The organism is Candidatus Symbiopectobacterium sp. 'North America' (assembly GCF_015762685.1).
Classification (GTDB): domain Bacteria; phylum Pseudomonadota; class Gammaproteobacteria; order Enterobacterales; family Enterobacteriaceae; genus Symbiopectobacterium.
The window spans coordinates 60,766-84,944 of record NZ_PEHF01000033.1 but is presented as its reverse complement, the minus strand read 5'-3'; the positions used below and the strand labels follow the sequence as shown (position 1 = coordinate 84,944).

Annotated in this window: 15 protein-coding genes and 5 pseudogenes; 11 read left to right on the top strand and 9 right to left on the bottom strand. The window is 52.5% G+C overall.

What is annotated here, in order from left to right; translation table 11 throughout:
• Window positions 1-58 precede the first annotated feature (58 nt).
• The 5 genes from CS369_RS08120 to CS369_RS08100 all read left to right on the top strand — a co-directional run bounded on the left by CS369_RS08120 (window position 59) and on the right by CS369_RS08100 (window position 5,873).
• Window positions 59-421, top strand: a complete 363-nt coding sequence (locus CS369_RS08120) for a transcriptional regulator (protein ID WP_196906692.1) — start codon at window positions 59-61, stop codon at window positions 419-421.
• A 290-nt stretch (window positions 422-711) separates the two neighbouring features.
• A complete protein-coding gene (locus tag CS369_RS08115) occupies window positions 712-3,060 on the top strand; it encodes a TonB-dependent siderophore receptor (RefSeq protein ID WP_196906691.1) in 2,349 nt (782 codons plus the stop codon).
• A gap of 139 nt (window positions 3,061-3,199) precedes the next feature.
• Complete coding sequence (locus CS369_RS08110; RefSeq protein ID WP_244664891.1) at window positions 3,200-3,724, top strand: sigma-70 family RNA polymerase sigma factor; 525 nt, start codon at window positions 3,200-3,202, stop codon at window positions 3,722-3,724.
• An 8-nt stretch (window positions 3,725-3,732) separates the two neighbouring features.
• Window positions 3,733-4,668: a DUF4880 domain-containing protein gene (locus CS369_RS08105; RefSeq protein WP_196906689.1), complete on the top strand. Its 936-nt coding sequence runs from the start codon at window positions 3,733-3,735 to the stop codon at window positions 4,666-4,668.
• Window positions 4,669-4,862: 194 nt separating this feature from the next.
• Window positions 4,863-5,873, top strand: a complete 1,011-nt coding sequence (locus CS369_RS08100) for an AI-2E family transporter (RefSeq protein WP_196906688.1) — start codon at window positions 4,863-4,865, stop codon at window positions 5,871-5,873.
• Window positions 5,874-5,918: 45 nt separating this feature from the next.
• Here CS369_RS08100 and CS369_RS08095 read toward each other — a convergent pair.
• Window positions 5,919-7,428 (bottom strand): annotated as a pseudogene (locus tag CS369_RS08095) (MFS transporter).
• Between the two features lie 381 nt (window positions 7,429-7,809).
• Here CS369_RS08095 and CS369_RS08090 point away from each other — a divergent pair.
• Both CS369_RS08090 and CS369_RS08085 read left to right on the top strand, forming a co-directional pair.
• Entirely contained in the window at window positions 7,810-8,052 is a 243-nt protein-coding gene (locus CS369_RS08090) for a hypothetical protein (protein ID WP_196906696.1), read from the top strand.
• Window positions 7,994-8,203, top strand: a complete 210-nt coding sequence (locus CS369_RS08085) for a helix-turn-helix transcriptional regulator (protein WP_196906687.1) — start codon at window positions 7,994-7,996, stop codon at window positions 8,201-8,203. The genes CS369_RS08090 and CS369_RS08085 overlap by 59 nt, the downstream gene beginning before the upstream one ends.
• Window positions 8,204-8,231: 28 nt before the next feature.
• Here the strand turns inward: CS369_RS08085 and CS369_RS08080 are convergent, their stop codons facing one another.
• A complete protein-coding gene (locus CS369_RS08080) occupies window positions 8,232-9,722 on the bottom strand; it encodes a mannitol dehydrogenase family protein (protein ID WP_196906686.1) in 1,491 nt (496 codons plus the stop codon).
• 203 nt (window positions 9,723-9,925) lie between these two features.
• On the opposite strand from CS369_RS08080, the gene CS369_RS08075 reads away from it, so the two are divergent.
• Window positions 9,926-11,194 (top strand): O-acetylhomoserine aminocarboxypropyltransferase/cysteine synthase family protein, encoded by a 1,269-nt coding sequence (locus CS369_RS08075; RefSeq protein WP_196906685.1) that lies wholly within the window; start codon window positions 9,926-9,928, stop codon window positions 11,192-11,194.
• A gap of 89 nt (window positions 11,195-11,283) precedes the next feature.
• Here the strand turns inward: CS369_RS08075 and CS369_RS08070 are convergent, their stop codons facing one another.
• From CS369_RS08070 to CS369_RS08045, 6 genes and pseudogenes are all read right to left on the bottom strand, one after another.
• Complete coding sequence (locus tag CS369_RS08070; RefSeq protein WP_196906684.1) at window positions 11,284-12,321, bottom strand: L,D-transpeptidase family protein; 1,038 nt, start codon at window positions 12,319-12,321, stop codon at window positions 11,284-11,286.
• 315 nt (window positions 12,322-12,636) lie between these two features.
• A pseudogene (locus CS369_RS08065) lies at window positions 12,637-13,432 on the bottom strand (amino acid ABC transporter ATP-binding protein).
• Window positions 13,429-14,334 (bottom strand): annotated as a pseudogene (locus tag CS369_RS08060) (amino acid ABC transporter permease). Before CS369_RS08060 ends, CS369_RS08065 begins: the two co-directional pseudogenes overlap by 4 nt.
• 64 nt (window positions 14,335-14,398) lie before the next feature.
• Window positions 14,399-15,269, bottom strand: a pseudogene (locus CS369_RS08055) (ABC transporter substrate-binding protein).
• A gap of 79 nt (window positions 15,270-15,348) precedes the next feature.
• Entirely contained in the window at window positions 15,349-16,152 is an 804-nt protein-coding gene (locus CS369_RS08050) for a deaminated glutathione amidase (protein ID WP_196906683.1), read from the bottom strand.
• Between the two features lie 26 nt (window positions 16,153-16,178).
• Window positions 16,179-17,156, bottom strand: a complete 978-nt coding sequence (locus CS369_RS08045) for a nitrate ABC transporter substrate-binding protein (protein WP_196906682.1) — start codon at window positions 17,154-17,156, stop codon at window positions 16,179-16,181.
• Between the two features lie 156 nt (window positions 17,157-17,312).
• Between CS369_RS08045 and CS369_RS08040 the strand changes: the two genes are divergently transcribed.
• Window positions 17,313-18,644 carry an aminotransferase class I/II-fold pyridoxal phosphate-dependent enzyme gene (locus CS369_RS08040; protein ID WP_196906681.1) on the top strand — a complete coding sequence of 444 codons (1,332 nt, stop codon included), beginning with the start codon at window positions 17,313-17,315 and terminating at the stop codon, window positions 18,642-18,644.
• Between the two features lie 60 nt (window positions 18,645-18,704).
• On the opposite strand, the pseudogene nifJ reads toward CS369_RS08040, so the two are convergent.
• Window positions 18,705-22,239 (bottom strand): annotated as a pseudogene (gene nifJ, locus CS369_RS08035) (pyruvate:ferredoxin (flavodoxin) oxidoreductase).
• A gap of 350 nt (window positions 22,240-22,589) precedes the next feature.
• On the opposite strand from nifJ, the gene CS369_RS08030 reads away from it, so the two are divergent.
• Together CS369_RS08030 and CS369_RS08025 are read left to right on the top strand one after the other, a co-directional pair.
• Window positions 22,590-23,009, top strand: a complete 420-nt coding sequence (locus CS369_RS08030) for a hypothetical protein (RefSeq protein ID WP_196906680.1) — start codon at window positions 22,590-22,592, stop codon at window positions 23,007-23,009.
• 317 nt (window positions 23,010-23,326) lie between these two features.
• On the top strand, window positions 23,327-23,986 hold the full coding sequence (locus CS369_RS08025; RefSeq protein ID WP_196906679.1) for a metallophosphoesterase: 660 nt from the start codon (window positions 23,327-23,329) through the stop codon (window positions 23,984-23,986).
• The last annotated feature ends 193 nt before the right edge of the window (window positions 23,987-24,179 follow it).

Below are 24,179 nucleotides of genomic sequence, written 5' to 3'. Positions count from 1 at the left end.
CCTCCTTTGGGAAGGTACAAGTATAGATAATTATACTTGATTGAGGGTGTGTACCACCATGATAGGGGAAGACCCACAAAATGACAGGCGTGCCGTCGCCGTTATTGATGATAAATGCAAGGTTCTCTGTGCTAACTCTGCATTTAATGCCCATTTCGGGCTGCATTCTGAAACGAATAATCCGGTCTCTATTGATGACTTATTGCCGATAAACGTGAAGTTTGCCTACCAGGACTTTCTGACCAACAGCGACGTTATGAGTACGCGCGTGGTGTCGGACCTGCTGTCTGATGGCTTCATGAAAAAGCAGCTAAGCACGCTCTCTTTTTCTAAGCTGAATGTTGAAAACAGTGTATTTTCTCTGATCATTTTGAATCAAGAGATCAGCGAACCTGCTCCTGCCATTAACCTCGTCTCTTAGGTAAATAAAGCAAGGACGTTCGAAACCAATCATATTACGGAATTATTGCGCACCTGTGACAATATAAGCTACGCCTTTTCTGGCGTAGCGAGTTTGATCAGCGCGCCTTAACCAAAATTATTGCAGATTTATTTTGTCTTGCAAGTTTCGATAACAATCGAGTTCTCTCAACGCCACCAAACGCACTTACTCTACTAATACGCTATTTTTTTTCTTTTTCTGGTTCCCCTTGTCGTGACTTCCATTGGCATACCCATTAACAGCAATGAAAAACTGACAGGGGTATAACAATGAAATCATGGCGAACCGGGCCGGTAACGCTGGCGCTAAGAGCCGCACCTTGGGGAATTGCGCTGGGCGGTGCCGCTTCGGTCACGGCCGTTTCGGCAGCAGCACAGGAATTTCATGTCACTGCGGGCAGTCTGGCCAAGTCCTTAAACCAATTGGCACAGCAATCCGGCGTTCTGTTGTCTTATGATCCGGCACTGACGGTGGGTAAACAGAGCAGCGGATTGCAAGGGCGTTATGAAGTGGAACAAGGATTTGCGCAACTGCTGGCAAACAGCGGTCTGCGCGCCGAGCGCCACGCTGACGGTAGCGTCTCTATTGTTGTGCAGCCAGTAGCACCGGCAACGGCTGCGGTGCCAGCGCGTAACGATCAAATCGTCGTCACGGCACCACCCAATACCGCGTTAAAGCTGTATGTGCCGGTATCGGAAACGCCGCGTGCGATGTCCGTGGTGACACAGCAACAGATGGAAGAGCGCGGTGCCAAGAAGGTCGATCAGGCCCTGCGCTACAGCCTAGGCGTGTTGGCATCCTATTACGGGCCGGATAACAAGACTGAATGGCTCTCCATCCGTGGCTTTAAAGATCAGTCGCGCTTCCAAAACGGACTTGCGGCTATTAATGAACGCGGTTTCTTTGTTCAGCAGTTTGACGCTTTTGGCGTGGATAGAATTGAAGTGTTAAAAGGGCCTGCATCAGTGCTGTATGGGCAGAACCCGCCGGGTGGCCTAGTTAACGTGATCACCAAGCGTCCAACGCGTTTGCCGCAGGGGCAAATCTCGCTGGATTATGGTTCCAATGATTATCGTCAGTTAGGCATCGATAGCGCAGGTCCGCTCAACGATGATGGCACTGTGCTCTATCGTGTGGTGGGACTGGCGCGCGGCACATCGGGTGAAATGGATCATGCCAAGAGCGATCGTTTCTATCTGGCACCTAGCATGACGTTCCTGATGGGGGAAGACACGGAACTGACCGTACTGGCGAGCTACATGGATACCGATTCCGATGTTACCAGTGGCTTTAAAATGCCTACAGGCACACTGCACAACACACCGTTCGGTAAGGTGGGCTACAGAACCTCGCTGGGTGAACCTGGACTCGATCGCAACAATACCCGCCAATTTACGCTGGGCTATGAGTTCACCCATCGTATTAATGATACTTGGACGTTCCACCAGAACACCAACTACAACTACCTGAATATGGATCTGCGTACTGCCTATGCCTTCGGGGATGTTGTTGATGGCAGGGTGGATCGTGGTATGACCTACCGCGATGGTTTTGCGCAAAACTGGGCCACAGATAACCGTATGGTTGGGGAGTGGCAATGGGGCGATGTGGAAAACACGCTGCTGTTGGGGGTTGATTATCGCCGCGCAAATTCACAGAGCCGTGATGGTGATTTCTACGGTATTGGCACTATCAATATGTTTAACCCGGTGTATGGCAACGCGGTTCTGCCGCTCGACCAATTGTATGATTATCGCACTGGACGTAACCAAATGGGTTACTACATTCAGAACCAGTTCCGCTATGACGATCGCTGGATTGCGCTGATTGGCGGCCGTTACGACAAAGCAAAATCGCGCGATCAGAATCTGACCAGTGGCACTGATAGCCGTAAGGATGACGACAAGTTCACCAAAACGGCTGGGCTGATGTACCTGTTTGATAACGGTGTTTCTCCCTATATTAGCTACTCTGAATCCTTTATGCCGCTTGCGGGAGATGACGGTAAAAGAAATGCCTATAAACCGACCATGGGTAAGCAGACCGAAGTGGGGATGAAGTATACGCCACACGGCTTTAACGGTTATGCGACCGTCGTGCTGTATAATCTGGTTCAGGATAACGTATCGACTACCGATCGTGAGCATCCTGGCACGTCAGCGCAAACCGGGCAGGTTCGCTCACGCGGTATTGAGTTGGAAATGAGCAGTGAGGTGGCGCGTGGCTTGACTGTGCTGGCCAACTATAACTATGGCAAAGTCGAGATTACCAAGTCGGGTGAGGATGCGGAAATTGGTAAACGCTTCCCTGAGCAGCCATTACAGCAGGCGTCCGGTTGGGTCAATTATGCGTTTCAGGGGACACTCAGCGGCCTATCCGTGGGGACCGGGGTGCGTTATGTTGGCAGTTCATATGGCGACAAAACGGAAAATCCCAATCTGAAAGTCCCGGCATATACCCTGTGGGATGCGATGATCGCCTATGACTTCACCAAAGATTGGCGCTTGCAGGTTAATGCCACCAACCTCAGCAACCGCGAATATGTCAGCGTGTGTGACTATTGGTGTTACTACGGTGAAGGCCGCGTGTTCAATGCTAATCTAAGCTACCGCTGGTAATCACAGATTCGATGATGTTGATTGACGATAGACCCTGCTCCTAATCGGGGTTTTCATTTATCATGCATTTGCCAATAGTGGTTGACTTTGCATTTAATGATAATGAAAATTATTTCATTATCATTAAATGAGACACAACGTGAACGGTCACGCGGCTACCTGTGCTGATCCCGTCGAATCCCTGGCGGTACAGCGAATTTATCACGAGTACCATGTTTGGTTACAGGCGTGGCTGCGTCGGCGTTTGGGATGCTCGCAGCAGGCGGCCGATCTAGCGCAGGATACCTTCGTGCGTCTGGTCAGCACGCAGCAGGCCACCCAACTGCGTGAACCCCGCGCTTGGTTGACCACTGTCGCCCACGGTCTGGTGGTGAATTTCTGGCGGCGACGCGACATTGAAAATGCCTATTTGCAGGTGCTGGCGGAACAGCAGCTTGAGGCGGAGCCGTCTTTGGAGCAGCATGCCATCATTATTGATACGCTGCTGGAGATAGATCGCATGCTCAGTACGCTGTCTGTCAAGGCCAGGCAGGCGTTTCTTTGTGTGCACATTGATGGACTGACGTACCAGCAGGTGGCCGATCGCCTTGGTGTCTCCGATCGTATGGTGAAAAAATACATGGCACAGGCTATGTTCGCTTGCCTGACCTGTCAGGAGCGCTAATTCCGGCCATGCGATCTGACGATATTCCCCAGGACGTGTTCTACGATGCCGCTGAATGGTATGCCATTCTCTATGCGGATGATTGCACAGCACACGAGCGCCATGCCTGGCAGCAATGGCTGAATAGTGATCAGTTGCACCAGCAAGCGTGGCAGCGCGTTGAGCAGATTCATACCCGTTTTCATTCCGTCGAAAGCCCGGTGGCGTCCAGCGTATTAAGTCGTCAGGGCACCGAGCGGCGTCACCTGTTAAAACTGTTGGCGTTGATGACGCTGCTGGGTGGTGGTGCTTATAGCGTCCCTTGGGAAACCTATGCGGCGGATTATCGCACCGCCAAAGGAGAAAACCGGCGCTGGGTGCTGGCAGAGGGGCTGACGCTAAACCTGAATACCGATTCAGCGCTCACCCGCTACGACCAGGACGGAAAGATTGCCGCGCTGCGCCTGCTGAAAGGGGAGTGCTTGCTGGAAAGTGCAGTGCCTTACCCGTTAACGTTTTCCACGCCACAGGGGATACTGGCGTTGAATTCACCCTGTCGGTTTGATGTGCGCTGCGATGCAGGTGAAAGCACGCTGGCGGTGTTTCAGGGGGAGGTGTTGCTCCGCCCAACTAAGCAATCACAGGCGTCTGTGCGCGTTAGCACCGGGCAACAAGTGACCTTTACGGATGCGGTGAGTCAACCTCCGCAACCGGTGGAAGGCTTCCGCCAAAGCTGGCTGGATGGCGTGGTGCTGGCGGACAATATGCCGCTGGATGCCTTGATGCGTGAATATGCACGCTACCGCAACGGCTACTTTTCCCTCGATGACAAGGCGGCGGCACTGCGTATTTCCGGCGTATTTCCCTTACAGGATGATGAGCGTTTTTTCAGCGCCCTGACTCGCACCCTCCCTATTATTGCAGAACTACGTTTTTCCTGGTGGATAATCCTGCGCGCCCGCTAATCCTTTCTGGTTTTTCATGCTAAAAACGCTAAGAATAGGACGGAGAAAAAGCAGATTCATTACCGGGCTTGTTTCGTACAACTTTTATCATGTGTCTTTTCTTGTGTGCAGAGAATAGTGCGATAAACCGAGTGCTATTCTTGGTGTCATAAGTACGTTTGCAGGTCCGATCATTACGCATACAGGATGTCGTCATGCAGTTATTGAATTTAAAGCAGGCCAGATGGCTGAGCCTGGGTTTTATGTTTGGGGGATTGCTGCTGCTGTTGTTACTACGGCTGTTAACGTGTTTTGTTGCCGGTTTTTTGGTGTATGAAATCGTCAATCTGCTGACGCCCCATTTCCAAAAAATCATCAGTGGTAAACGTGCACGCTGGGTGGTAGTGGCGATCATCAGTACGCTGGTGGTGAGTGTGCTCAGCTTGTTGTTTGGCAGTCTGACCGGGATCGTGATGCAGGAAATGCGTGACACCTCGGCCTTGAATGCGCGTATCGGCTTGATTCTCAATGACGTCCAACGGCATATCATGGTCTATTTGCCGGGTTACTTGCCGGTGAGTGTTGAAGAGCTGCAACACGAATTTATGCGCTGGGTGCAGGAACATATCGTGATGTTGCAAACCATGGGTAAAGATTTTCTGCACGGTTTTGTCACCATGTTGATTGGTATGGTGTTGGGGGCAATCGTGTCGCTGTACAACGTGCAAGAAGATACGGATAAACTGCTGCTGAAATCGGAACTGATGCGGCGCGTTTCGCTGCTGTCGATGTCCTTTCGCAATATCGTGTTCGCCCAGATGAAAATCTCCTCGGTTAACACCATCCTCTCTGCGGTGTTTATTCTCGGAGTATTGCCCTGTTTTGGCGTGCACCTGCCGTTTGCCAAAACGCTGGTGGTGCTGACCTTCATCTTTGGCCTGATACCGGTAATTGGCAACCTGATATCCAACTCCATCGTGTTTATTTCTGGTTTGTCGATCTCTCTGCCAGTGGCACTGGCGGCGCTGGTTTATCTGATGCTGATTCACAAACTGGAATACTTCCTCAATGCGCAGATCGTCGGCACACGAATCAAGGCGCACGCGTGGGAGATCTTGCTGGCGATGTTGGTGTTTGAAGCGGCGTTTGGTATTCCGGGCGTGATTGCTGCACCGATTTACTATGCCTATCTGAAAAGTGAATTGAAGGAAGCGGCGCTGATTTAAGGTGGGGAAATAGGTCAGCCCGCGAGTGCGGGCTGACAGAAGGTATTAGCGTTCAGAAGTAGCAACTTGCGGTGCAACGGCTTCTGGTTGCACGCCCAGCGGCGTTATTACCCCAGCACTGTTCGTACTTCCAGCCGGTCAACTCTTCTGCGACCGCTCTGGCGTGTACCGGCACATCGGCGATAGCGCCACCGGCCTTGATACGCGCAATCTCTTCTAGCAGGATAGCGTGATTTTCACGATCGAGTTTCATCTGCGTGGTGTAGTAGATGGCGACCAGTGCCAGCTCGATAACCCCCAGAGAGAACACGCCGACAATCGCTAACACGGCGCTTTCAGGCTGTGCGGCATGACCAGAAACAAAACCGAACTGCGTCAGCGTCCATCCCATGGCGAACACAATAACTGAGCGCACCATTTTGCCTGCGAACGTCATGGCACCGGCGTAAATCTCTTCGCGACGACGGCCCGTCAGCACTTCATCCACATCGGCCAGGAAGGTGTAGATCGTCCACGGAATGTAGTAGATGCCGCTGGTACTCAGACCAAAAATGGCGGTAATCCCAAACAGCACGGCGATAGTGGCAGCGTCTGACCAGTTGGCAAAGTACAGCGCGGCATAAGCGATAACGCTCACGATAACCACCATCAGTGCCAAACGGAACGGACGCGCAAAGCCCATTTTCACGCAGATGCCGATGAATGCGGCGGTAGAGATCAGCTGCATGATGGAGCTAAAGCTGTTCAACTGCGAGACCAACGCGGTGTTTTGCTTTAACCCGAAGACGATGAAGTAGGTGAAAGCGGAAGCAAATAACCATTCAGCGCCAAAACCGAACAGGTACATCCCCAGATGCTTGCGGAAAATACGCAAACGGAAGGTGGAAAGCATGTCTACGCTAAGTTTTTTCAGCGTTTGCCACAGGTTAGCAGTTTTTTCATGCACCAGTTCATTCAACGGGCGTTCCCAGGAGGTGGTGTACAGGGCAATCATTGCCGCGCACATGATGAACCCGTAGGTCAGGCCGGTGTAAAAGAACGGAGTGGCGGAGTCTTTACCGTAGATGGCGATAAACTGGCCAGGGATAAAGGCAGCCAGGAAGTTAGCCAGCTTACCTAAAATGGCTTTAGAACCGGTCAACTTGGAGCGGATCTTGAAGTCGTGCGTCATTTCGGTCGCCAACGTTTCGTATGGCACCATAATGGAGGTGTAAATCAGCTCAAACAGCACGTAGGTCGCCATGTAGTACCAAAAGCCAAAGCCACTGACCCACAGCAACGGGTAGACCAACACCAGAGGTACACCCAGCAGAATAAAGAAACGGCGACGCCCAAACAGGCTGCCTAGTTGGGTATTGTAAAATTTATCAATGACATACTACATCACCGGATTGCTGATGGCATCGATGATACTGGCAACGGAGAAAATGGACGCCGCTTCAACCAGCGTAAGTCCACAAAAGGTGGTATAGAAATACATCAGCCATGCGCCGCTGCCGAGCAGGTTTGCGCTGCCGTAGCAGAGCGTGTGCTTAAAGGTGATAGGTTTACTCATGATCAATCTTCCTAAATTTTTAAAAAAATATTTCATTTAGTATGAACCGACACTCCTATCATTTGCTCTATTCTTGTGAAAGTAAACTGAGGATCACGCTTTTAGGGAGATTTAATGGCAATTTGTCAGCTTGATCATGAAATTACATTTTCTAATTTGACCATGATTATTTGATATAAAGCCTTATTTATAATCACGCAATGCGATAATTTATTATCGCAACGCAATAAGCTTTGGTTTTATCTCATTCTGAATGAGGAACCAATGGCGCTATTAACTGCTAAAGAAAGGTGATCTTCATCATAAAAACAGATGAATACGGAAAAGCGGCATTTCATCGGTGAGAGCGGCCTTTAGCCTGTGTAGCCAGTCGAGTCAGGCATGTTGGAAACAGAGAGAGGGAGTGGTGAGGAAAATGCATCTGTTGCAAATGCTACCGGTGTCGCAGTTGCTACCACGATCGCAATCGTTTTTACTCACAAACTGATACCATCTGAGGGCAGAATTCGTTGCTGTCTGGGAGCAGAGGAAATAACACAGCCAATTAATTTAATTAAAAAATCCTATGCCAATAATAATAAATCTGGATGTGGTGCTGGCACAAAAGAAGATGCGATCGCGTGAGCTGGCTCAACGTATCGGCATTACCGAACAAAATTTGTCATTATTAAAATCAGGTAAGGTGAAAAGTATTCGCTTTGCAACGTTGAAAAAAATCTGTGAGGTACTGGAATGCCAGCCCGGCGACATTCTTGATTGTCGCCGGGAAGAGTAGCGATGCGGTGTGGTGATAGAGTGTGGTGTTAGTCGGGCAGATTTTGGGACAGTGCGGTGACAGCAGCCAACGCACCTTGGTCGCGCAGGCGCAAGTAGGCGTCGGTCAACGCCTGCACCAACGGCAGGTCGGTGCGCAGGTCATCACCAAATACCGCCGTCAGCGCCAGTAATCCCTGTACGCGGGCTTCATCGTCCGGAGTGGATGCCACTATGTTCTGTAAGGCCGTCTTCAGCGGATCGCGAATATCAATTGCCGCGCCGCGATCGTCGAACCCGCCAATATAGCGCATCCATCCAGCCACGCCGAGGATCAGCGCTTCGCAACGGCTGCCATTGCGCCGATGCCAGCGCAAACCGTCGAGCAGGCGCTGCTGTAACTTTTGCGATCCGTCCATGGCTATCTGCCAGGTGCGGTGGTGCAGCGCAGGGTTGGCAAAGCGCGCGAGCAGTCGTTCGGCATAGTCTGTCAGATCAAAGCCGGTGATGGTTAACGTCGGGGCTTGCTCTGCCAGCATAAGGTGGCGCACAGCCCGGCGGAAGTGCGCATCAGACATGCAGTCGCTGATATGGGGGTAACCCGCAAGATAGCCAAGATAAGATAAAAACGAGTGGCTACCGTTCAGCATCCTGAGCTTCATGGTTTCATAAGGTGCAACATCCTCCACCAGTTGTACACCTGCCGCCTCCCAATGCGGTCTGCCCAGGGTAAAACGATCCTCCACAACCCACTGAATATAGGGCTCACAGGAGATAGCACAGGGATCGTCAACGCCAATCGTCTGTGCCACGTCGTGCAGCGTTTGCTCGGTAGCAGCGGGTACGATGCGATCCACCATGGTGGAAGGGAAAGCCACTTCACGTTCAATCCATGCTGACAGCGTGGGTGCAATCAGGCGGGCAAAATCAAGCACCGCGCGTTGGGCGGCCTTGCCGTTTTCTGGCATGTTATCGCAGGAGAGCACGCTAAAAGGGGGAATGCCCTGCGCGTGGCGGCGACGCAACGCTTCGGTAATGATGCCCGGCACCGACAGCGGCTCGCGTGAATAACGCAAATCATGTTGGATATGGGCATTGGTGGTGTCCAGATTGCCGTGTGCCCCCGCCAGACAATAGCCTTTTTCTGTAATGGTCAGGGAGACAATCTCCGTTTGAGCATCGGCAAGCTGTGCCAAAATGGCCTCTTTGCCTTCAACGGTGGCGTGCAGCGAGGCGCACACCGAGCCCACCACGATAGCCTGATTGCCACTTTCCCCCTTTTCCAGCACGGTAAACAAGTGCTGCTGTTCACGCAGCGCTGAAATCAGACTGTCATCGCTGAACAGCACCACTTCGCACAGCCCCCAATCGCCGCCTTCCTGATTAAGAACGCGGTGTGTGAGTAGCGCCTGATGGGCTCGGTGAAAAGCACCAAACCCGATATGTACAATACGAGGGCGCAGGGCACGGCGATCGTAGCGAGGTACATCGACATTTTTCGGCAGGGTTACAGTGGCGATACTTTGCTTGTTATCAGTCATTTATTTATTTTTTTGCAGGTGATCATGAGCTAAAGGTAGCTGTGATTTTGCACTGGCGCAACGGGTGGATTCAGGAGGAGAAAACTTATGCTCGTTTCTCCTAACTTATCGCATTTTCTTCTAGCTGTGGCTCTGTCTCGGCGATTTTTGTCTGCTATTTTAGGAAGATACCCACCATCCACACGCATAGAAAGGTCTGCGCGATGAAACTGGAATCCCTCGTGTTACACCACGGCTACACCTCAGAAGCAACCACCAAATCTGCTGCCGTGCCGATTTACCAGACAACCTCTTACACGTTTGATGATACGCAGCATGGTGCTGACCTGTTCGATCTCAAAGTGGCGGGCAATATCTACAGTCGCATCATGAATCCTACCAACGCGGTGCTAGAAGAGCGTTTGGCAGCGATTGAAGGAGGGATCGGCGCATTGGCGCTCGCCTCGGGCATGGCGGCGATTACCTATGCGCTGCAAGCGCTGACGCAGGTGGGTGACAATATTGTCAGCACCAGCCAATTGTACGGTGGCACCTATAACCTGTTTGCGCATACGTTGCAGCGTCAGGGGATTGAAGTGCGTATGTTTTCTGCCGAGGATTTCGCCGCGCTCGACGCATTGATCGACGAGCGTACCAAGGCGGTATTTTGTGAATCCATCGGAAATCCGGCGGGCAATGTGATCGATATCGCACAGATTGCCGCTATCGCCCATCGCCACGGCGTGCCAGTGATTGTCGATAACACGGTGGCAACACCGGTGTTGTGTCGCCCGTTCGAACATGGGGCTGATATCGTGGTGCATTCCCTGACCAAATGTATCGGCGGGCACGGTTCCACGATTGGTGGCGCCATTATCGATAGCGGCAAATTTGACTGGGTTGCCAACAAGGCGCGCTTCCCGCTGCTCAGCGAACCGGCCCCCTCTTACCACGGCGTGGTGTACACCGAGGCATTCGGCCCGGCAGCGTATATTGGCCGCTGCCGCGTCGTCCCGCTGCGCAATACTGGTGCGGCGCTGTCGCCTCACAGCGCTTTTTTGTTATTACAGGGGCTGGAAACGCTCAGTCTGCGCATTGAGCTCCATTGCAGCAATGCCGAAGCGCTGGCGGGCTATCTCTCGTCTCATCCGCTGGTAACCTGGGTGAACTACGCGGTCTTACCGGACAGCCTGTATAAACCGACGTGCGACAAAATTTCTGGGGGCAAAGCCTCGGGGATTATCAGTTTTGGCATCAAGGGGGGCAAAGCGGCTGGCGGGTTGCAGATGATCCTGCGATTGGTGAACATTGGTGATGCCAAATCACTGGCATGCCATCCGGCCACGACCACGCACCGTCAACTCAACGCGCAAGAGTTAGCTCGCGCAGGCGTGAGTGAAGATCTGGTGCGTATCTCCGTCGGGATTGAGCATATTGACGATATTATTGCGGATGTGTCGCAGGCGCTTGAGGCCTCACAGCGCGGAGCATAACAGGGTGTTGCAGAAAGGGTGGTGCGAGAAGGGATGCCCGATAAATTCCCCGGCGGATGCCGGGGAATACAGAGATGCAACGGCGGCAATCAGGAGCGGTTGGCATCCGTTTGCGGTGCAGTTGTTTCAACCGGCTGCTGAACCTCATCCTGTACGGCAACCGGCGCGTCTTGCGGTGCCAGCGTTTCTAAAGGTTGTGCAGGTTCCTGCGCACCGTTGATCTTGGTCGGCATGCCGGAGCGCGTTCTGATGGCGCTATCCACATCGCTGGTGTTCACGCGCGCTTCAGCAATCACTTTGCTCACTTTGGCGGTGATGCTGATCGGGGCCGGAGCGTCGGAGTGGAACTCTTCTACAGTACGAGACAGCGGATCGTGCACTTCAACGTAGCGGGAACCGTCTGGCTCAACGGTGGCTTTTACCGGCTCATTGATAAACTGAACGCGGGTGCCAACCGGCACGTTGTTGAACAGGAATTTGATGTCGTCAGCGCGCAGACGCACGCAACCGTGGCTCACACGAAGGCCGATACCGAAGTTGGCGTTGGTGCCGTGAATCGCATACAAGTTGCCGATGTAGAGAGCATACAGCCCCATTGGGTTATCCGGACCTGCCGGATAGACTTTTGGCAGATACTCGCCGCGTGCTGCATATTCAGCGTGCATTTTGGCGGTTGGTGTCCAGGTTGGACCCGCTTTTTTACGCTGTACGCTGGTGGTCCAGTTGACCGGCGTATCTTTACCCAGTTCACCGATGCCGATAGGCAATACGATGACGGTTTTGCTGCCTTTCGGGTAGTAGTACAGGCGCATTTCAGCGCTGTTGATAACGATGCCTTCGCGCGGCGCATCTGGCAGGATCAACTGCTGCGGAATAATCATTTTGCTGCCCGGCTGCGGCAGATAGACATCCGCATTCGGGTTCGCTTCCATCAGATTGCTCAGGCCCATTTGGTATTGGGCAGCAAAGGCTTCCAACGGCAGCGTGCTGTCGGTTGGAACGGTAATTTCCAGGTTTTCCCCGATCAGACGGCTGTTGGCCGGCGGCAGCGGATAAACAACGGCAAATGCTGATTGACTGAAAGCAGCAGCGGCCAGAAGGGTGGTTAAGATCGCGCGAATACTCATCTTCATATCTTTATTGAGTGTGGATGCCCGAAGGGCTGTGGTGTCGGTTGTTGTTAGCGGTTGAACCGCCCGGATGCGCATTATATGGTCAGAACGGCCTCGGAGGGAAATAGCATGTGCAATGAATCACATTTTTTGCCTCCGGGAGGAAAAAATGGGGGATTAGCGGTCATTTCGGTCTTCGCGATGCTACTTTCGCTTTTCCTATGTCATTCCTGCCCTTTCTTTGTGATTCCTACGCAGGCTGGAATCTCTTGCAGGCGAAACACATTCTTTCTGCCTGAGGTCCCCGGCTTGCGCCGAGGACGACAGGCGTTAGATAAAGCGGCTCAGGAAGGCCTGAGTGCGCGGATGTTGCGGTGTGAGTACATCATCCGGGCGACCTTGCTCAACCACTACGCCTTCATCAAGAAAGATCACCCGGTCAGCGGCTTCGCGGGCAAAACTGATCTCATGGGTGACGACGATCATGGTCAAGCCTTGCTCGGCCAGCGAGCGCATCGTTGCCAGCACTTCGCCGACCAGTTCGGGATCGAGTGCTGAGGTGGGTTCGTAAAACAGCATTACCGTCGGGCGAATAGCCAGTGCACGCGCAATGGCAACGCGCTGCTGCTGCCCGTCGGGCAGGTGGCGCGGATAGGCATCCGCTTTGTGTTCCAGCCCAACGCGTTTTAACAAGGCCATAGCATAGGTCTGTGCTTCCTGGCTGTCTTGCTTATGCACACCGATCGGCGCTTCAATGATGTTCTGCAACACGGTCATATGGGATAGAGGTTGAACTGTTGGAACACCATGCCGATGTGACTACGTTGGCGGGCAATACGCGTGCTGACAAGGGATAGAGTTTCTCACCGCGCAACTGATAGCCGATCTGCTCATCTCCCATCATGATATAGCCTTCATCCATCGTTTCCAGATGGTTGATGCAGCGTAGGAAGGTGGATTTTCCTGAAACTGATGGCCCCAAAATCACTACGGTTTCGCCGCTGTTCACATCCAGATCGATTCCGCGCAGCACATGATTGTCGCCAAAATATTTGTGGACGTTGCGCGCGCGTACCAGCGGCGTTTGCTCACGGGATGTTGTCGCGGTGCAATGCGGCTTGCTCATTGAGGTTCCTCTTTGCCAGACACATTGGCTTTTTCGGGGGGCAATCGACGGGTTTCCGATGCCGGGAGCCTCTCACCTCGGGAGTAATAGCGTTCGATGGCCGATTGCCCAATATTCAGCAGCGAGGTAATAAACATATACCACATCACCGCCACCATCAACATCGGGATCATGGCAAAGGTACTGTTATAAATGGCTTGTACCGAATAAAGCAGATCGCCCATCGCGATGACGCTGACCAGCGACGTCGCTTTGATCATGCTAATTAACTGGTTACCGGTAGGGGGAACGATGGCGCGCATCGCCTGCGGAATGATGATGCGGCGTAACGCACGGCTACGGCTCATGCCGAATGCCTGCGCGGTTTCCACCTGACCGTGATCGACAGATAGCAGGCCGCCACGAATGATTTCCGCCATATAGGCCGCTTCATTCAGTGCCAGACCGGCAATAGCGGCCGTAAGAGGCGTGATCAGATCGTTGGTCTTCCAACTCACCCATTCCGGACCAAAAGGAATGCCCAGTGAGACGCGGGGAAAGAGTGTGGCGAGGTTGTACCAAAAAATCAGTTGCACCAGCAGCGGCGTACCGCGAAAAAATCAGATATAAAACCCGGAAAGTCCGCTCAGTAGCCGATTGTTGGACATGGGCCCGATAGCAAGTAATAACCCCAATATCGTGCCGATGATCATGGCCACCACGGTCAGACCCAGCGTCATCGCCAACCCGTTGAGCACGGTTTTTTCATTAAACCACTGATAAACCACATGCCATTCAAAGTGCCTATTGGTCCCAATGCACCAAAGCACATAAAAGGCGACAATCAGTGTGAAGCCCCAGGAAAGCCGCTGGCTAAAGCGGCTGGATGGCAGGGCTCTGGCAACATCTCTCAATTTGTCCACGGCAAAAAAATGCCTCTCAACGTTATTGACGATGTAATGCGTGGTTTCTGCGAAGAAACGTCGATTACTTGGCTAAATTGATACCCGGTGCAGGCAGCATATTGTCTGACAAGTTCCATTTCTTCATGATGGCGGCATAGGTGCCGTTATCAAATAGCTCCTGATATGCAGCCAGAATAACCGGTGTTAGCGGGGAGTCTTTCTCAAAGACCGAGCCCTGATACAGGTCGCCAAATCCATTGTGTTGTCCCGTACCGGCCAGTTCGAGCTGCCCATTGGTTTGCTGCACAAAGTAGGTCAGCGGTGCCTGAGAGGAGAAGAAGGCATCTGCGCGATCGGAACGCACAGAGAGGATTGAGGTCGGTTGGTCCGTGTAGGATTGGACCGTTACGGCCGGTTTTCCGGCAGCGGTACAGGCTTGCGATTGTTTGACGATCACCTGCTCGGCAGAACCTCCAGCCAATACGGCGATGCGCTTGCCGCAGGTATCGTCCAGGGTATTTATTTTTTCAGGGTTTCCACTTTTTACCGCAAAGACGACGAATTCACGGACAAAATCCACAAAATCGTTTTTTGCCTGACGCGTTGGGAAATCGCCAGTGGGCCCGATTGCGAATTGGTAGCGCCCAGATTGAATACCACTCAGTATGCCGGGTAATCCGCCACCGTGAAATGTTCAATTTTGACACCGAGCAGTTTACCCAATGCGTTAGTGAGATCAACGCTAGCGCCTTCGATGGAATCAGTGTTGCTGACGATTTTATAAGGCGGAAAGGAACCGTTATTGGCTGCGTTTAAGACGCCGGTTTTTTTATATCTTCCGGCAAACGTTCGTGCAGGCTTTTGTTTAGCGTTTGAGTTGGAATTGCGGTAGCCAAGGTATTTGCAGAAAACAGTGAACCGATCAGTAGAGTGGTATATCCAAGCCTTTTCATTGTCATGCCGTGTTCTCCTCTGCTTTTTGGGGAATGCAGATGTCAGTGATAGTGTGAAAATCAGTATTAGCGGTGAAAACTATCCTTGTATTTCATGGGGCAAACGTGGTTCAACAAACCGGCGGTTAGCCAGTGCCGGTAAAACATCGCGAGCATAGGCGGTTCGTTTAGGGTCGATATCAGCATAGATCAACGTCGGTGTTTCGGGTGCCTGCACTACCACGACATCTAGCGGGTCGACCACCATGCTGTTACCGATGTTTCGCACACCGCACTCGCCAACCGCCACCACATAGGTGGTGTTTTCCAAAGCGCGGGCGCGGATCAGAAGTTCCCAGTGTGTCTCTTTTAGCGGCCCTTTAACCCAGGCCGCGGGCAGCACCAGCAGATCGGCACCATCCAGTACCAGACGACGCGCGAGCTCGGGAAAGCGGATGTCATAGCAGGTCATCAATCCCACGTTCAATCCGGCAACGTTAACCAACGCCGGGACATCATCTCCAGGCATCACGTTATCAGATTCTTTCATGGCGAATGCATCGTACAGATGCAATTTGCGATACTGCTCGATGATTTCGTCGTTGCGAACGACAACCAGAGTGTTCCAGACTTTATCTCTGCCGTTAGGAACGTGAACGCTCATCATGGTGGTCATGCCGTTGCCTTGGCTGGCGGCAAGCACCTGCGTCATAAACGGGCCATCAAGAGGTTGTGCTGCGGTCAGTACCAGCTTGGGATTGGTAATATCGCGTGCCAGAATGCCTTCAGGCAGTACCAGAAGTTCAGCACCGGCCTGCTCGGCTTGTTCCATGAGTGAGGCCGTAGTGATGGCATTGTTTTGCCACTCTTTGTCTACCGCGAATTGTCCCAACGCAACTTTCATAGCAACCTCTGTTATCCATCACGTCATTAAGGTGCAATGCCGCTACCGACATGACATGAATAGGGGAACAACGCTTCCGGGGTTAAGCATTTATCGGTGATCTTTTGCTCATACAGTTCTCGGGCGAAATCAGCGATCATCACTTTATTCACCTCAAAGCCATTTTCATTCCAGTTGGCGGGTAAATCCCGCGCAGTTCTGCGCAGATCGTCCAGTAGCCACGGCGTGGTGTCGGTATATTTGATGCGTTTTTTCATCCACAGGGCATAGGATTGATCGATCACTTCGCTTAACGCTTGCGGCAGCCAAGGGTGCGCTTGGGCTATCTCAGGTTTCATGCCGAGAACGTGAATACCCGAGATATAACCCACGGCCCGGAAGTAATCCAGTTCTGCCTGCCGAAAATCTCGCAGCAATTGACGTAGCCCTGAGGTCTCACTGAAATACCCATCCGGCATAAAAGGGGTGCATATAGCATCCAGTTCGCCGTTTTTCAGCAACGATATCAGCGACTGCTCGCCGGGGGCCGGGTCAATGTTTCCCGGTTGACCAAAATTCCCCAGCCTGTCCATGATCGGGTGTGCGTCTGTTAAGCGGCCGGCATACCAATGGGCATCCTTCGTCTCTATGCCTTCAAGTCGCAGCATAGCGCGCGTCCAGACACTGCCGGAGTGATGCCAGCCAGTTACACCGATACGTTTGCCCACGAGCTGCGATAACGCATTCAATGGGCTGTCTTCGGTGGTTAAAATGCAGCGCTGGCGAAACCCCCGCATCAAGAAATGCGGGAGTGCCAGCAAACTTTCATCGTTACCAGCGTGGTTTCGCGCGTAGCGGCTGAAAGAGATTTCACCAGCATCGTAATGCGGGCTGTTGGCCAAATTTTGGGGCAACGCCTCCACACGGTCGATCATCAATGTAAAGTGTTTTGGTTTGATGTCGCCCAAAGCAAGTGGAGTAAAATAATCCCAATCGCGCACTGCCAATCTAATTGTTATCGTCACGCTATTTCCCCGGTGAAGGCTAACTAATCCACATCATGCTCATTATTTCCCTGCTTACAATTGTGCAATTTTTGTACGTAATGTGGCTTTTTTTGATACTAGTGGCTCATTTGTATGTGTACAAAAATATTTTTTTACTGAACAAAAGTTTTTGATATGACAGCAAAAATTGATCCCGTTTGGCTGGCCGGAATGCTTACCGATCCCTCGATTCGGGGGATTGCGATGGATATCGCTGCATTGATTCGTGAAGAGCGCATTGCTATTGGCAGCCAGTTGCCGTCGGTTCGGGAACTGGCTGAAATATTGCGAGTGAGTCCGGCGACGATTTCGGCGGCCTTGTCCCAATTAAAGCGGCAGAACGTGGTGACCGGGCGTGGAAGGACAGGGGTATGGGCCTGTAGTCAGCGAGTCTCGCCCCGTCCTGAACGTTTTGAGAGGGTGGGTAACTTTGGTGATACCATCCAGATTAATATGGAACTCTCTTCACCGGACCCCGCGTTATTACCTAATCTGGCAGCAGCATTGCAACATTCCCTATCGCAGCCCACGTTAAACAGTTACCAACGAACTGCCATTGTCCCTGAACTGGAGGCGGCGGTTCGCAAACGCTGGCCTTATCCGGCTGAGGCGTTCATTACCTCAAGTGGCGGGTTTGATGGGCTGTACCTGGCGTTGCAGGCATTGATCTTTCCCGGTTCGACGGTGGCTATCGAAAGCCCTACCACTGCTCGCTTACTTGATTTGCTCGATCTGCTGGGAATGAACGCGATCAAGTTGGGCTGTGATGCCAATGGGCCTGACATTGAGGAATTGAAACAGGCGCTGCAACAAAAGCCAGTCGCGTTTATTTTCCAGCCAAGGACTCATTCACACACGGGTTGCGCCGTAAGCCCTGAGCGGCTGGACGACATGGCCGCTGTACTGGCCGAGCATGGAAATGTGCTGATTTTGGAAGATGACGGCATCGGTGAATTATCAACCTGTCCCGCGATCAGTTTGGGGCGCTATTATCCTGAACGTGCAATTCATGTCTTCTCTTACTACAAAGCCTATGGACCGGATTTACGTTTGGCAGTGATATCGGGCAGTAAAACCCGAATGGACCAGCTTCAATCCTTCCGCCATTTTGGCGTCGGATGGAGTAGCCGGATACTGCAAGGCGCGTTGGCTTATTTATTGAACGATGCTCAGGCACAGCACGATATTACACATGCCAAACAGGTTTATCACCGGCGACGTCAGGCGTTAGTGGATGCGCTGGCTCGACGGGGCATTCATGTACCAGAAAGCGATGCGCTGTGTATCTGGTTGCCAGTGCCTTCGGAGCGCCATGCTCTGGTAACCCTGGCCGTACGTGGCATTGCCGTGAGGGTTGGTGTGGGGGCAGGGGTAAAAAACGGGGAATTTATTCGGCTCAGTATCAGCCAGTTGCAGGAACATCATGTAGAGACCGTGGCCGAAGCCGTCAGCCAGATCTTTTGCTAGCGCGCATTTTCCTCACGAGATCCTCGGCTTGCACTGAGGATCTCGTCGTATATTGCGACCTTATTCTTGAGCGTTCTTTTCTGCTTTACCTGCCATCATTGTCAGGAAGTCAAAGCGACGACGCAGATCCTCTTCCGCTTCTTCATGCAACCGCGCGGTCTCTTCCGGCATTTGCGTATTCAGCCGACGGAAGCGTTGCTCTTTCAACAGCGTCTCACTCAGGCTGCTGGAGGGCGGACAGGAATCGGTGACCAACGCCGGTTTGCCTTCTTCCACACGACGCGGATCGAAGCGATAGAGTGGCCAGAATCCGGTGGCCGTCAGTTGACGCATCTGATCGTGACTGAACGCCAGATCGTAGCCGTGTTCTTCGCAGGGGCTGTAGGTGATGATTAAGGATGGACCCGGCCAGGCTTCCGCTTCCTGAATTGCTTTCACCGTTTGGTTAAGCTGTGCGCCCAGTGAAATCTGTGCGACATAAACGTGGCCGTACATCATCACATTGATGCCCAGATCTTTACGCGCCTTGCGTTTACCTTTTTCCCCAAATTTGGTGACTGCACCCAGCGGTGTCGCCTTGGATTGCTGACCGCCCGTGTTGGAATAGCACTGGGTATCCAGCACCAGCACGTTGACGTTTTCTGTCAGGCTCATCACATGATCCAGACCGCCGTAGCCAATATCATAAGCCCAGCCATCACCGCCAATCAGCCAGACGGATTTGTCTACCAGATGGTCGGCATCGTGGCTAAGTTCACGAGCCACCGGTTCATTGAGGCTGGCAAGCCGTTCGCGCAGCTGCGCAATTTGCTGGCGGCGCAGATCTGGCACAATGTTTTCTTCCTGCAAGGTGCTCACCAGATTGGCGGGGAGTTGCGGTGCTAACTGCAAGAGCTGACGCAAGGCGCTCTGGCGATGTTGATCCACGCTGAGACGGAAACCTAAACCAAATTCGGCGTTATCCTCAAACAGCGAGTTGGCTCAGGCTGGACCGCGCCCATTGGCATCGGTGGTCCACGGCGTGGTGGGCAGATTGCCGCCGTAAATAGATGAGCAGCCGGTGGCGTTGGCGACCAGCAAACGATCGCCATAGAGCTGCGTTAACAGTTTGATATATGGCGTTTCACCGCAACCGGAACAGGCACCCGAGTACTCGAACAGCGGCGTAATCAACTGTGACGTGAGGATGTCGATACGTTCCAACTTGCTCTTGTCGATTTCCGGCAATTGCAGGAAGAAATCAAAGTGGGTTTTTTCCAGGCTCAGATTATCTAGGCGGGACTCCATGTTGATGGCTTTGATCTCAGGGTGTTGACGGTCTTTCGCCGGGCACACCTCGACGCACAGGTTACATCCCGTGCAATCTTCCGGGGCGACTTGCAATACATACTTCTGACCACGCATATCACGCGCTTTGACATCCAGAGATTGCAGTGAATCAGGCGCATGGCTCATGGCCTCAGCAGGCACCACTTTGGCACGGATAGCCGAGTGCGGGCAGGCGGCGACGCAGTGGTTACACTGCGTACACAGCTCTGGTTTCCAAAGCGGAATGGCCTCTGCAATGTTCCGTTTTTCCCACTGGGTGGTGCCGGTGGGCCAGGTGCCATCGGGCGGTAGGGCGGAAACGGGTAAGGTATCGCCCAGTCAGGCCAGCATGGTTGCCGTTACCGTTTTAACGAAGTCTGGCGCGGCATCGGACACCACGGGTGGACGTTGCGGACTTTCAGGATTAACCGCTGCCAGCGCAACGGATTCCAGCGCCGCCAGTGTGGCTTCCAACGCTTTCCAGTTGCGGACGACCAGCTCTTCACCTTTGCTACCGTAGCTCTTTTCGATGGCGCTGCGCAGTTTCTCTACGGCCGCATCACTAGGCAAAATCTGCGAGAGATGAAAGAACGCCATTTGCATCACGGTGTTGATACGCGCACCCAACTGACATTCACGGGCAATTTTGGCTGCGTTGATGCAATAGACCCTTGCCTGACGTTGATTCAGGCCTGCCTGCACCTCTTGTGGCAAGCGGTGCCACAGGTCGTCGGCGCTGTAAGGGGTGTTTATCAGGAAGATACCGCCAGGTTTCAAGCGTTCCACCATGGCGTACTTCTCAATGAACTGCCACTGGTGGCACGCGACGAAATTGGCTTGATCGATCAGATAGGCCGAATTGGTCGGGTGCGGGCCAACGCGCATGTGCGATACCGTCAGGCTGCCCGCTTTTTTGGAGTCGTAGACGAAATAGCCCTGTACAAACATCGGCGTGCTGGAACCGACAATCTTGATAGCATTTTTGGTGGCGGAAACAGTGCCATCGCTGCCGAGCCCGTAGAACAACGCTTCCAGTCCTGCGCTGGAGGGGAAGTGTTGTTCCGGCAACGGCAGGGAAAGGTGGGTCACATCATCATAAATACCCACGGTGAAAAGCGGTCTCGGGTTAGCAAGCACTAACTCATTAAAAATAGCCTGCACGCACTGTGGTGTGAACTCTTTGGAAGACAAACCGTAACGGCCACCAATGGTACGCGGTAATGTTGCCCGCTCCCCACGGGAGAAGGTTTCCGCCAGTGCGGTCATCACATCCAGATAAAGCGGTTCTGCCAGGGCACCGGGTTCTTTGGTGCGATCGAGCACGGCGATGCTCTGCGCGGTTTGCGGAAGGGTATCGAGCAGGTGCTGCGCTGAGAACGGACGATACAGACGCACTTTAAGCACGCCCACTTTTTCACCACGGGTTAGCAGGGCATCCACCACTTCTTCGCACGTGCCTACTCCCGAGCCCATCAGCACAATCACGCGCGTCGCTTCAGGGTGCCCGTAATATTCAAACGGCTGATAGCGACGTCCGGTGGCCTCAGCAAAAGCATCCATCGCCTGCTCAACGTGAGAGTAGGTGTTGTTGTACCATGGGTTGGTGGCTTCGCGTGCCTGGAAGAAGGTGTCCGGATTGGAGGCGGTGCCACGAATCACCGGACGTTCTGGTGTAAGCGCACGCTCACAGTGTGCAGCAATTGCATCCTGGGGCAGCAGTTTCAGCAATACTTCATCACTGAGCGGTTTCACTTTATTGATTTCATGTAAAGTGCGGAAAACGTCGAAGAAATGGATAAAGGGGACGCGGCTGTTAAGCGTGGAGATTTGTGCAATCAAGGCGAAATCTTGTGCTTCTTGCACGGTGTTGGCACACAGCATCGCACAGCCCGTCTGGCGCACCGCCATCACGTCGGAGTGATCGCAGAAAATGGAGAGCGCATGAGTAGCGACGGTTCGGGCGGCAACGTGCAGCACGAAAGGGGGTTAACTGTCCGGCCAGCTTGTAGAGTGTCGGGATCATCAACAGCAATCCCAGCGATGAGGTAAACGATGTCGCCAGCGCCCCTGTCTGCAACGCCCCGTGCACTGTGGCAATCGCACCGCCTTCCGACTGCATTTCGATCACCCGTGGGGTATCTCCCCACAAGTTTTTACGCTCATCGCTCGACCATGCGGCAGCCTGTTCTGCCATGGAAGAACTTGGGGTAATCGGGTAGATGGCGATGACGTCGTTTGCTCGCCAGGCGACAGAAACGACTGCTCTGTTACCGTCAGTGGTGATCATGATTTAACCTTAACTTGCTTGCTCAGAGAATGAAATACGATTGCTTTTTTGCATTATCGCATCAGATAAATGGGTTTGAATGAACCATAATGTGCTCAGATGTATAAATTCGTGTAAATGAGCATCTTTGCAGACGAATCTATCACATAACCTGGTAACTGCCTATTTTGCGAAGGGCCTCTGTTTCACATAAAACCTAATAATATTAATAAAAATCAGTTAGTAACGTCGCTATATTGAAAATTGTTAATTTTTCTCTTAAACCGATATTGCCCTGACAAAAAATGCGATATGTTACCTGAACCCCGGCGATGCAGAGCCATTGAGCAGGGGCATAATAAGAGGACTGGATGATGGCAGATGAGTTGCAGAACAAACTCGTTACGGCGTTAACGTCTCTGCGCGATCAGGGGAAAACGCCGACTCAGGCCGTCGAGCATATGATTCAGGCATTGGGCGGGCATTATCATGGTATTTCCCGCATTAGTGTTTTAAATGCCAAACTGATTGCCTATGTGCTGTATACGGTTTATCAGGGAAAGATCTCTGCCGATGAGTTGGCGGTGTTATTGCGCAATATGTGTTATGGCGGGCCTGATATCGCTCTGGCGCTTCGGACCACCTTTACCATGCTGGATGCGCAAGCGATTGGGACGCTGCTGCTGGATGCGCAGTTTTACCCCGAGAGTGAAAAACAACAGGTGCACCATGCGTTGCACTATGCAAAATTTTCTGTACCTGAATGCGATCAGGCGGTGGAGGCGCTTTAATCCGCTTAACACGACAACGGTGTTGCCGCCATCCCGGCTTCCGGTGTGGCGGTGTGAGAACCTCTACTGACTTCCCTTCAGGGCACCATAGGGCCTGTATCGCCAATAACAGCACCGCGTAATCCTGCGTTCCTTTTATAAGAATCGCTTTTTTTCTTGTCTCGGATCTTTTTCATGCTGATCGACGGCAATCTGTTACGCATAATTATGTGTGTCTGTGTGATTTTGCGATTTTGTGGTTTTACTCCCTGATTGCATGAACAGCGCCCATGGCACGCAACATTACTTTAAGGCGTCATTGCAGTCTGGAGGTTAAAATGCGCGAGGTTGTTCGCTACCGCAGTATTCGTGGGGATGATTATCGCCATGTGTGGGTGGTTGGGGATCTTCATGGCTGCTATCAACAATTGAAGCAGCAATTGATTGCACGAAAATTTGATGAACGTTGCGACTTGCTGATAGCCGTCGGCGATCTTATCGATCGCGGAACAGACAGCGCGGCATGTCTGGCACTGTTGGATGCTCCCTGGTTCATTTCAGTGGCTGGTAATCATGAATGTATGGCGTATGCTGCGTTGCAAGGAGAAAGCCGTGACCACTGGCGCAACAATGGCGGTGACTGGTATTTCGAGTTGAGTCCGATACACCGTCATTCCATCGATCGACTGATCCAATTGACGGCGTCACTTCCACATGTTCTGGAAGTTAACGTGCAAACGCGCCTTTATGTTATTGCTCATGCGGATTATCCCTCTGCGCGCTATGATTTGGGCCTGCCTGTCAATGTAGATGATGTCGTGTGGGGGCGCAGGCGGTTGCAACGAGCGCAGTCTGGCGACTATCAGCGGATCGAGGGAGCCGACCATTTTATCTTCGGACACACGCCGCTTAAAAAGGTGTGCGCCTATGCCAATCAGATCTATCTCGATACGGGGGCCGTTTATGGTGGGCCTTTTTCCATGGTGCGTTTGCGCTAGCAGGATACCTTTTCTGCGATTTATTTTTTCTCCTACACCCTGTTGTTTTCCTCCGTGATAGTGACCCTTGCACTCGCTGATATGCTCGTTCTTGACCTCGCCGTGGCGTAATGAAATAGCGCCGTGACGTGATTATTATCGCCCAATGAACAAAATGCTGTTCATACTGCAACCGCTCTAAGGTTGCATCGGG

Bases quoted from the DNA above. Each gene is read 5' to 3' on its own strand.
- CS369_RS08120 (WP_196906692.1), top strand. From the start codon at position 59: ATGATAGGGGAAGACCCACAAAATGACAGGCGTGCCGTCGCCGTTATT.
- CS369_RS08115 (WP_196906691.1), top strand. From the start codon at position 712: ATGAAATCATGGCGAACCGGGCCGGTAACGCTGGCGCTAAGAGCCGCA.
- CS369_RS08105 (WP_196906689.1), top strand. From the start codon at position 3,733: ATGCGATCTGACGATATTCCCCAGGACGTGTTCTACGATGCCGCTGAA.
- CS369_RS08100 (WP_196906688.1), top strand. From the start codon at position 4,863: ATGCAGTTATTGAATTTAAAGCAGGCCAGATGGCTGAGCCTGGGTTTT.
- CS369_RS08090 (WP_196906696.1), top strand. From the start codon at position 7,810: ATGTTGGAAACAGAGAGAGGGAGTGGTGAGGAAAATGCATCTGTTGCA.
- CS369_RS08085 (WP_196906687.1), top strand. From the start codon at position 7,994: ATGCCAATAATAATAAATCTGGATGTGGTGCTGGCACAAAAGAAGATG.
- CS369_RS08080 (WP_196906686.1), bottom strand. From the start codon at position 9,722: ATGACTGATAACAAGCAAAGTATCGCCACTGTAACCCTGCCGAAAAAT.
- CS369_RS08075 (WP_196906685.1), top strand. From the start codon at position 9,926: ATGAAACTGGAATCCCTCGTGTTACACCACGGCTACACCTCAGAAGCA.
- CS369_RS08070 (WP_196906684.1), bottom strand. From the start codon at position 12,321: ATGAGTATTCGCGCGATCTTAACCACCCTTCTGGCCGCTGCTGCTTTC.
- CS369_RS08050 (WP_196906683.1), bottom strand. From the start codon at position 16,152: ATGAAAGTTGCGTTGGGACAATTCGCGGTAGACAAAGAGTGGCAAAAC.
- CS369_RS08040 (WP_196906681.1), top strand. From the start codon at position 17,313: ATGACAGCAAAAATTGATCCCGTTTGGCTGGCCGGAATGCTTACCGAT.
- CS369_RS08030 (WP_196906680.1), top strand. From the start codon at position 22,590: ATGATGGCAGATGAGTTGCAGAACAAACTCGTTACGGCGTTAACGTCT.
- CS369_RS08025 (WP_196906679.1), top strand. From the start codon at position 23,327: ATGCGCGAGGTTGTTCGCTACCGCAGTATTCGTGGGGATGATTATCGC.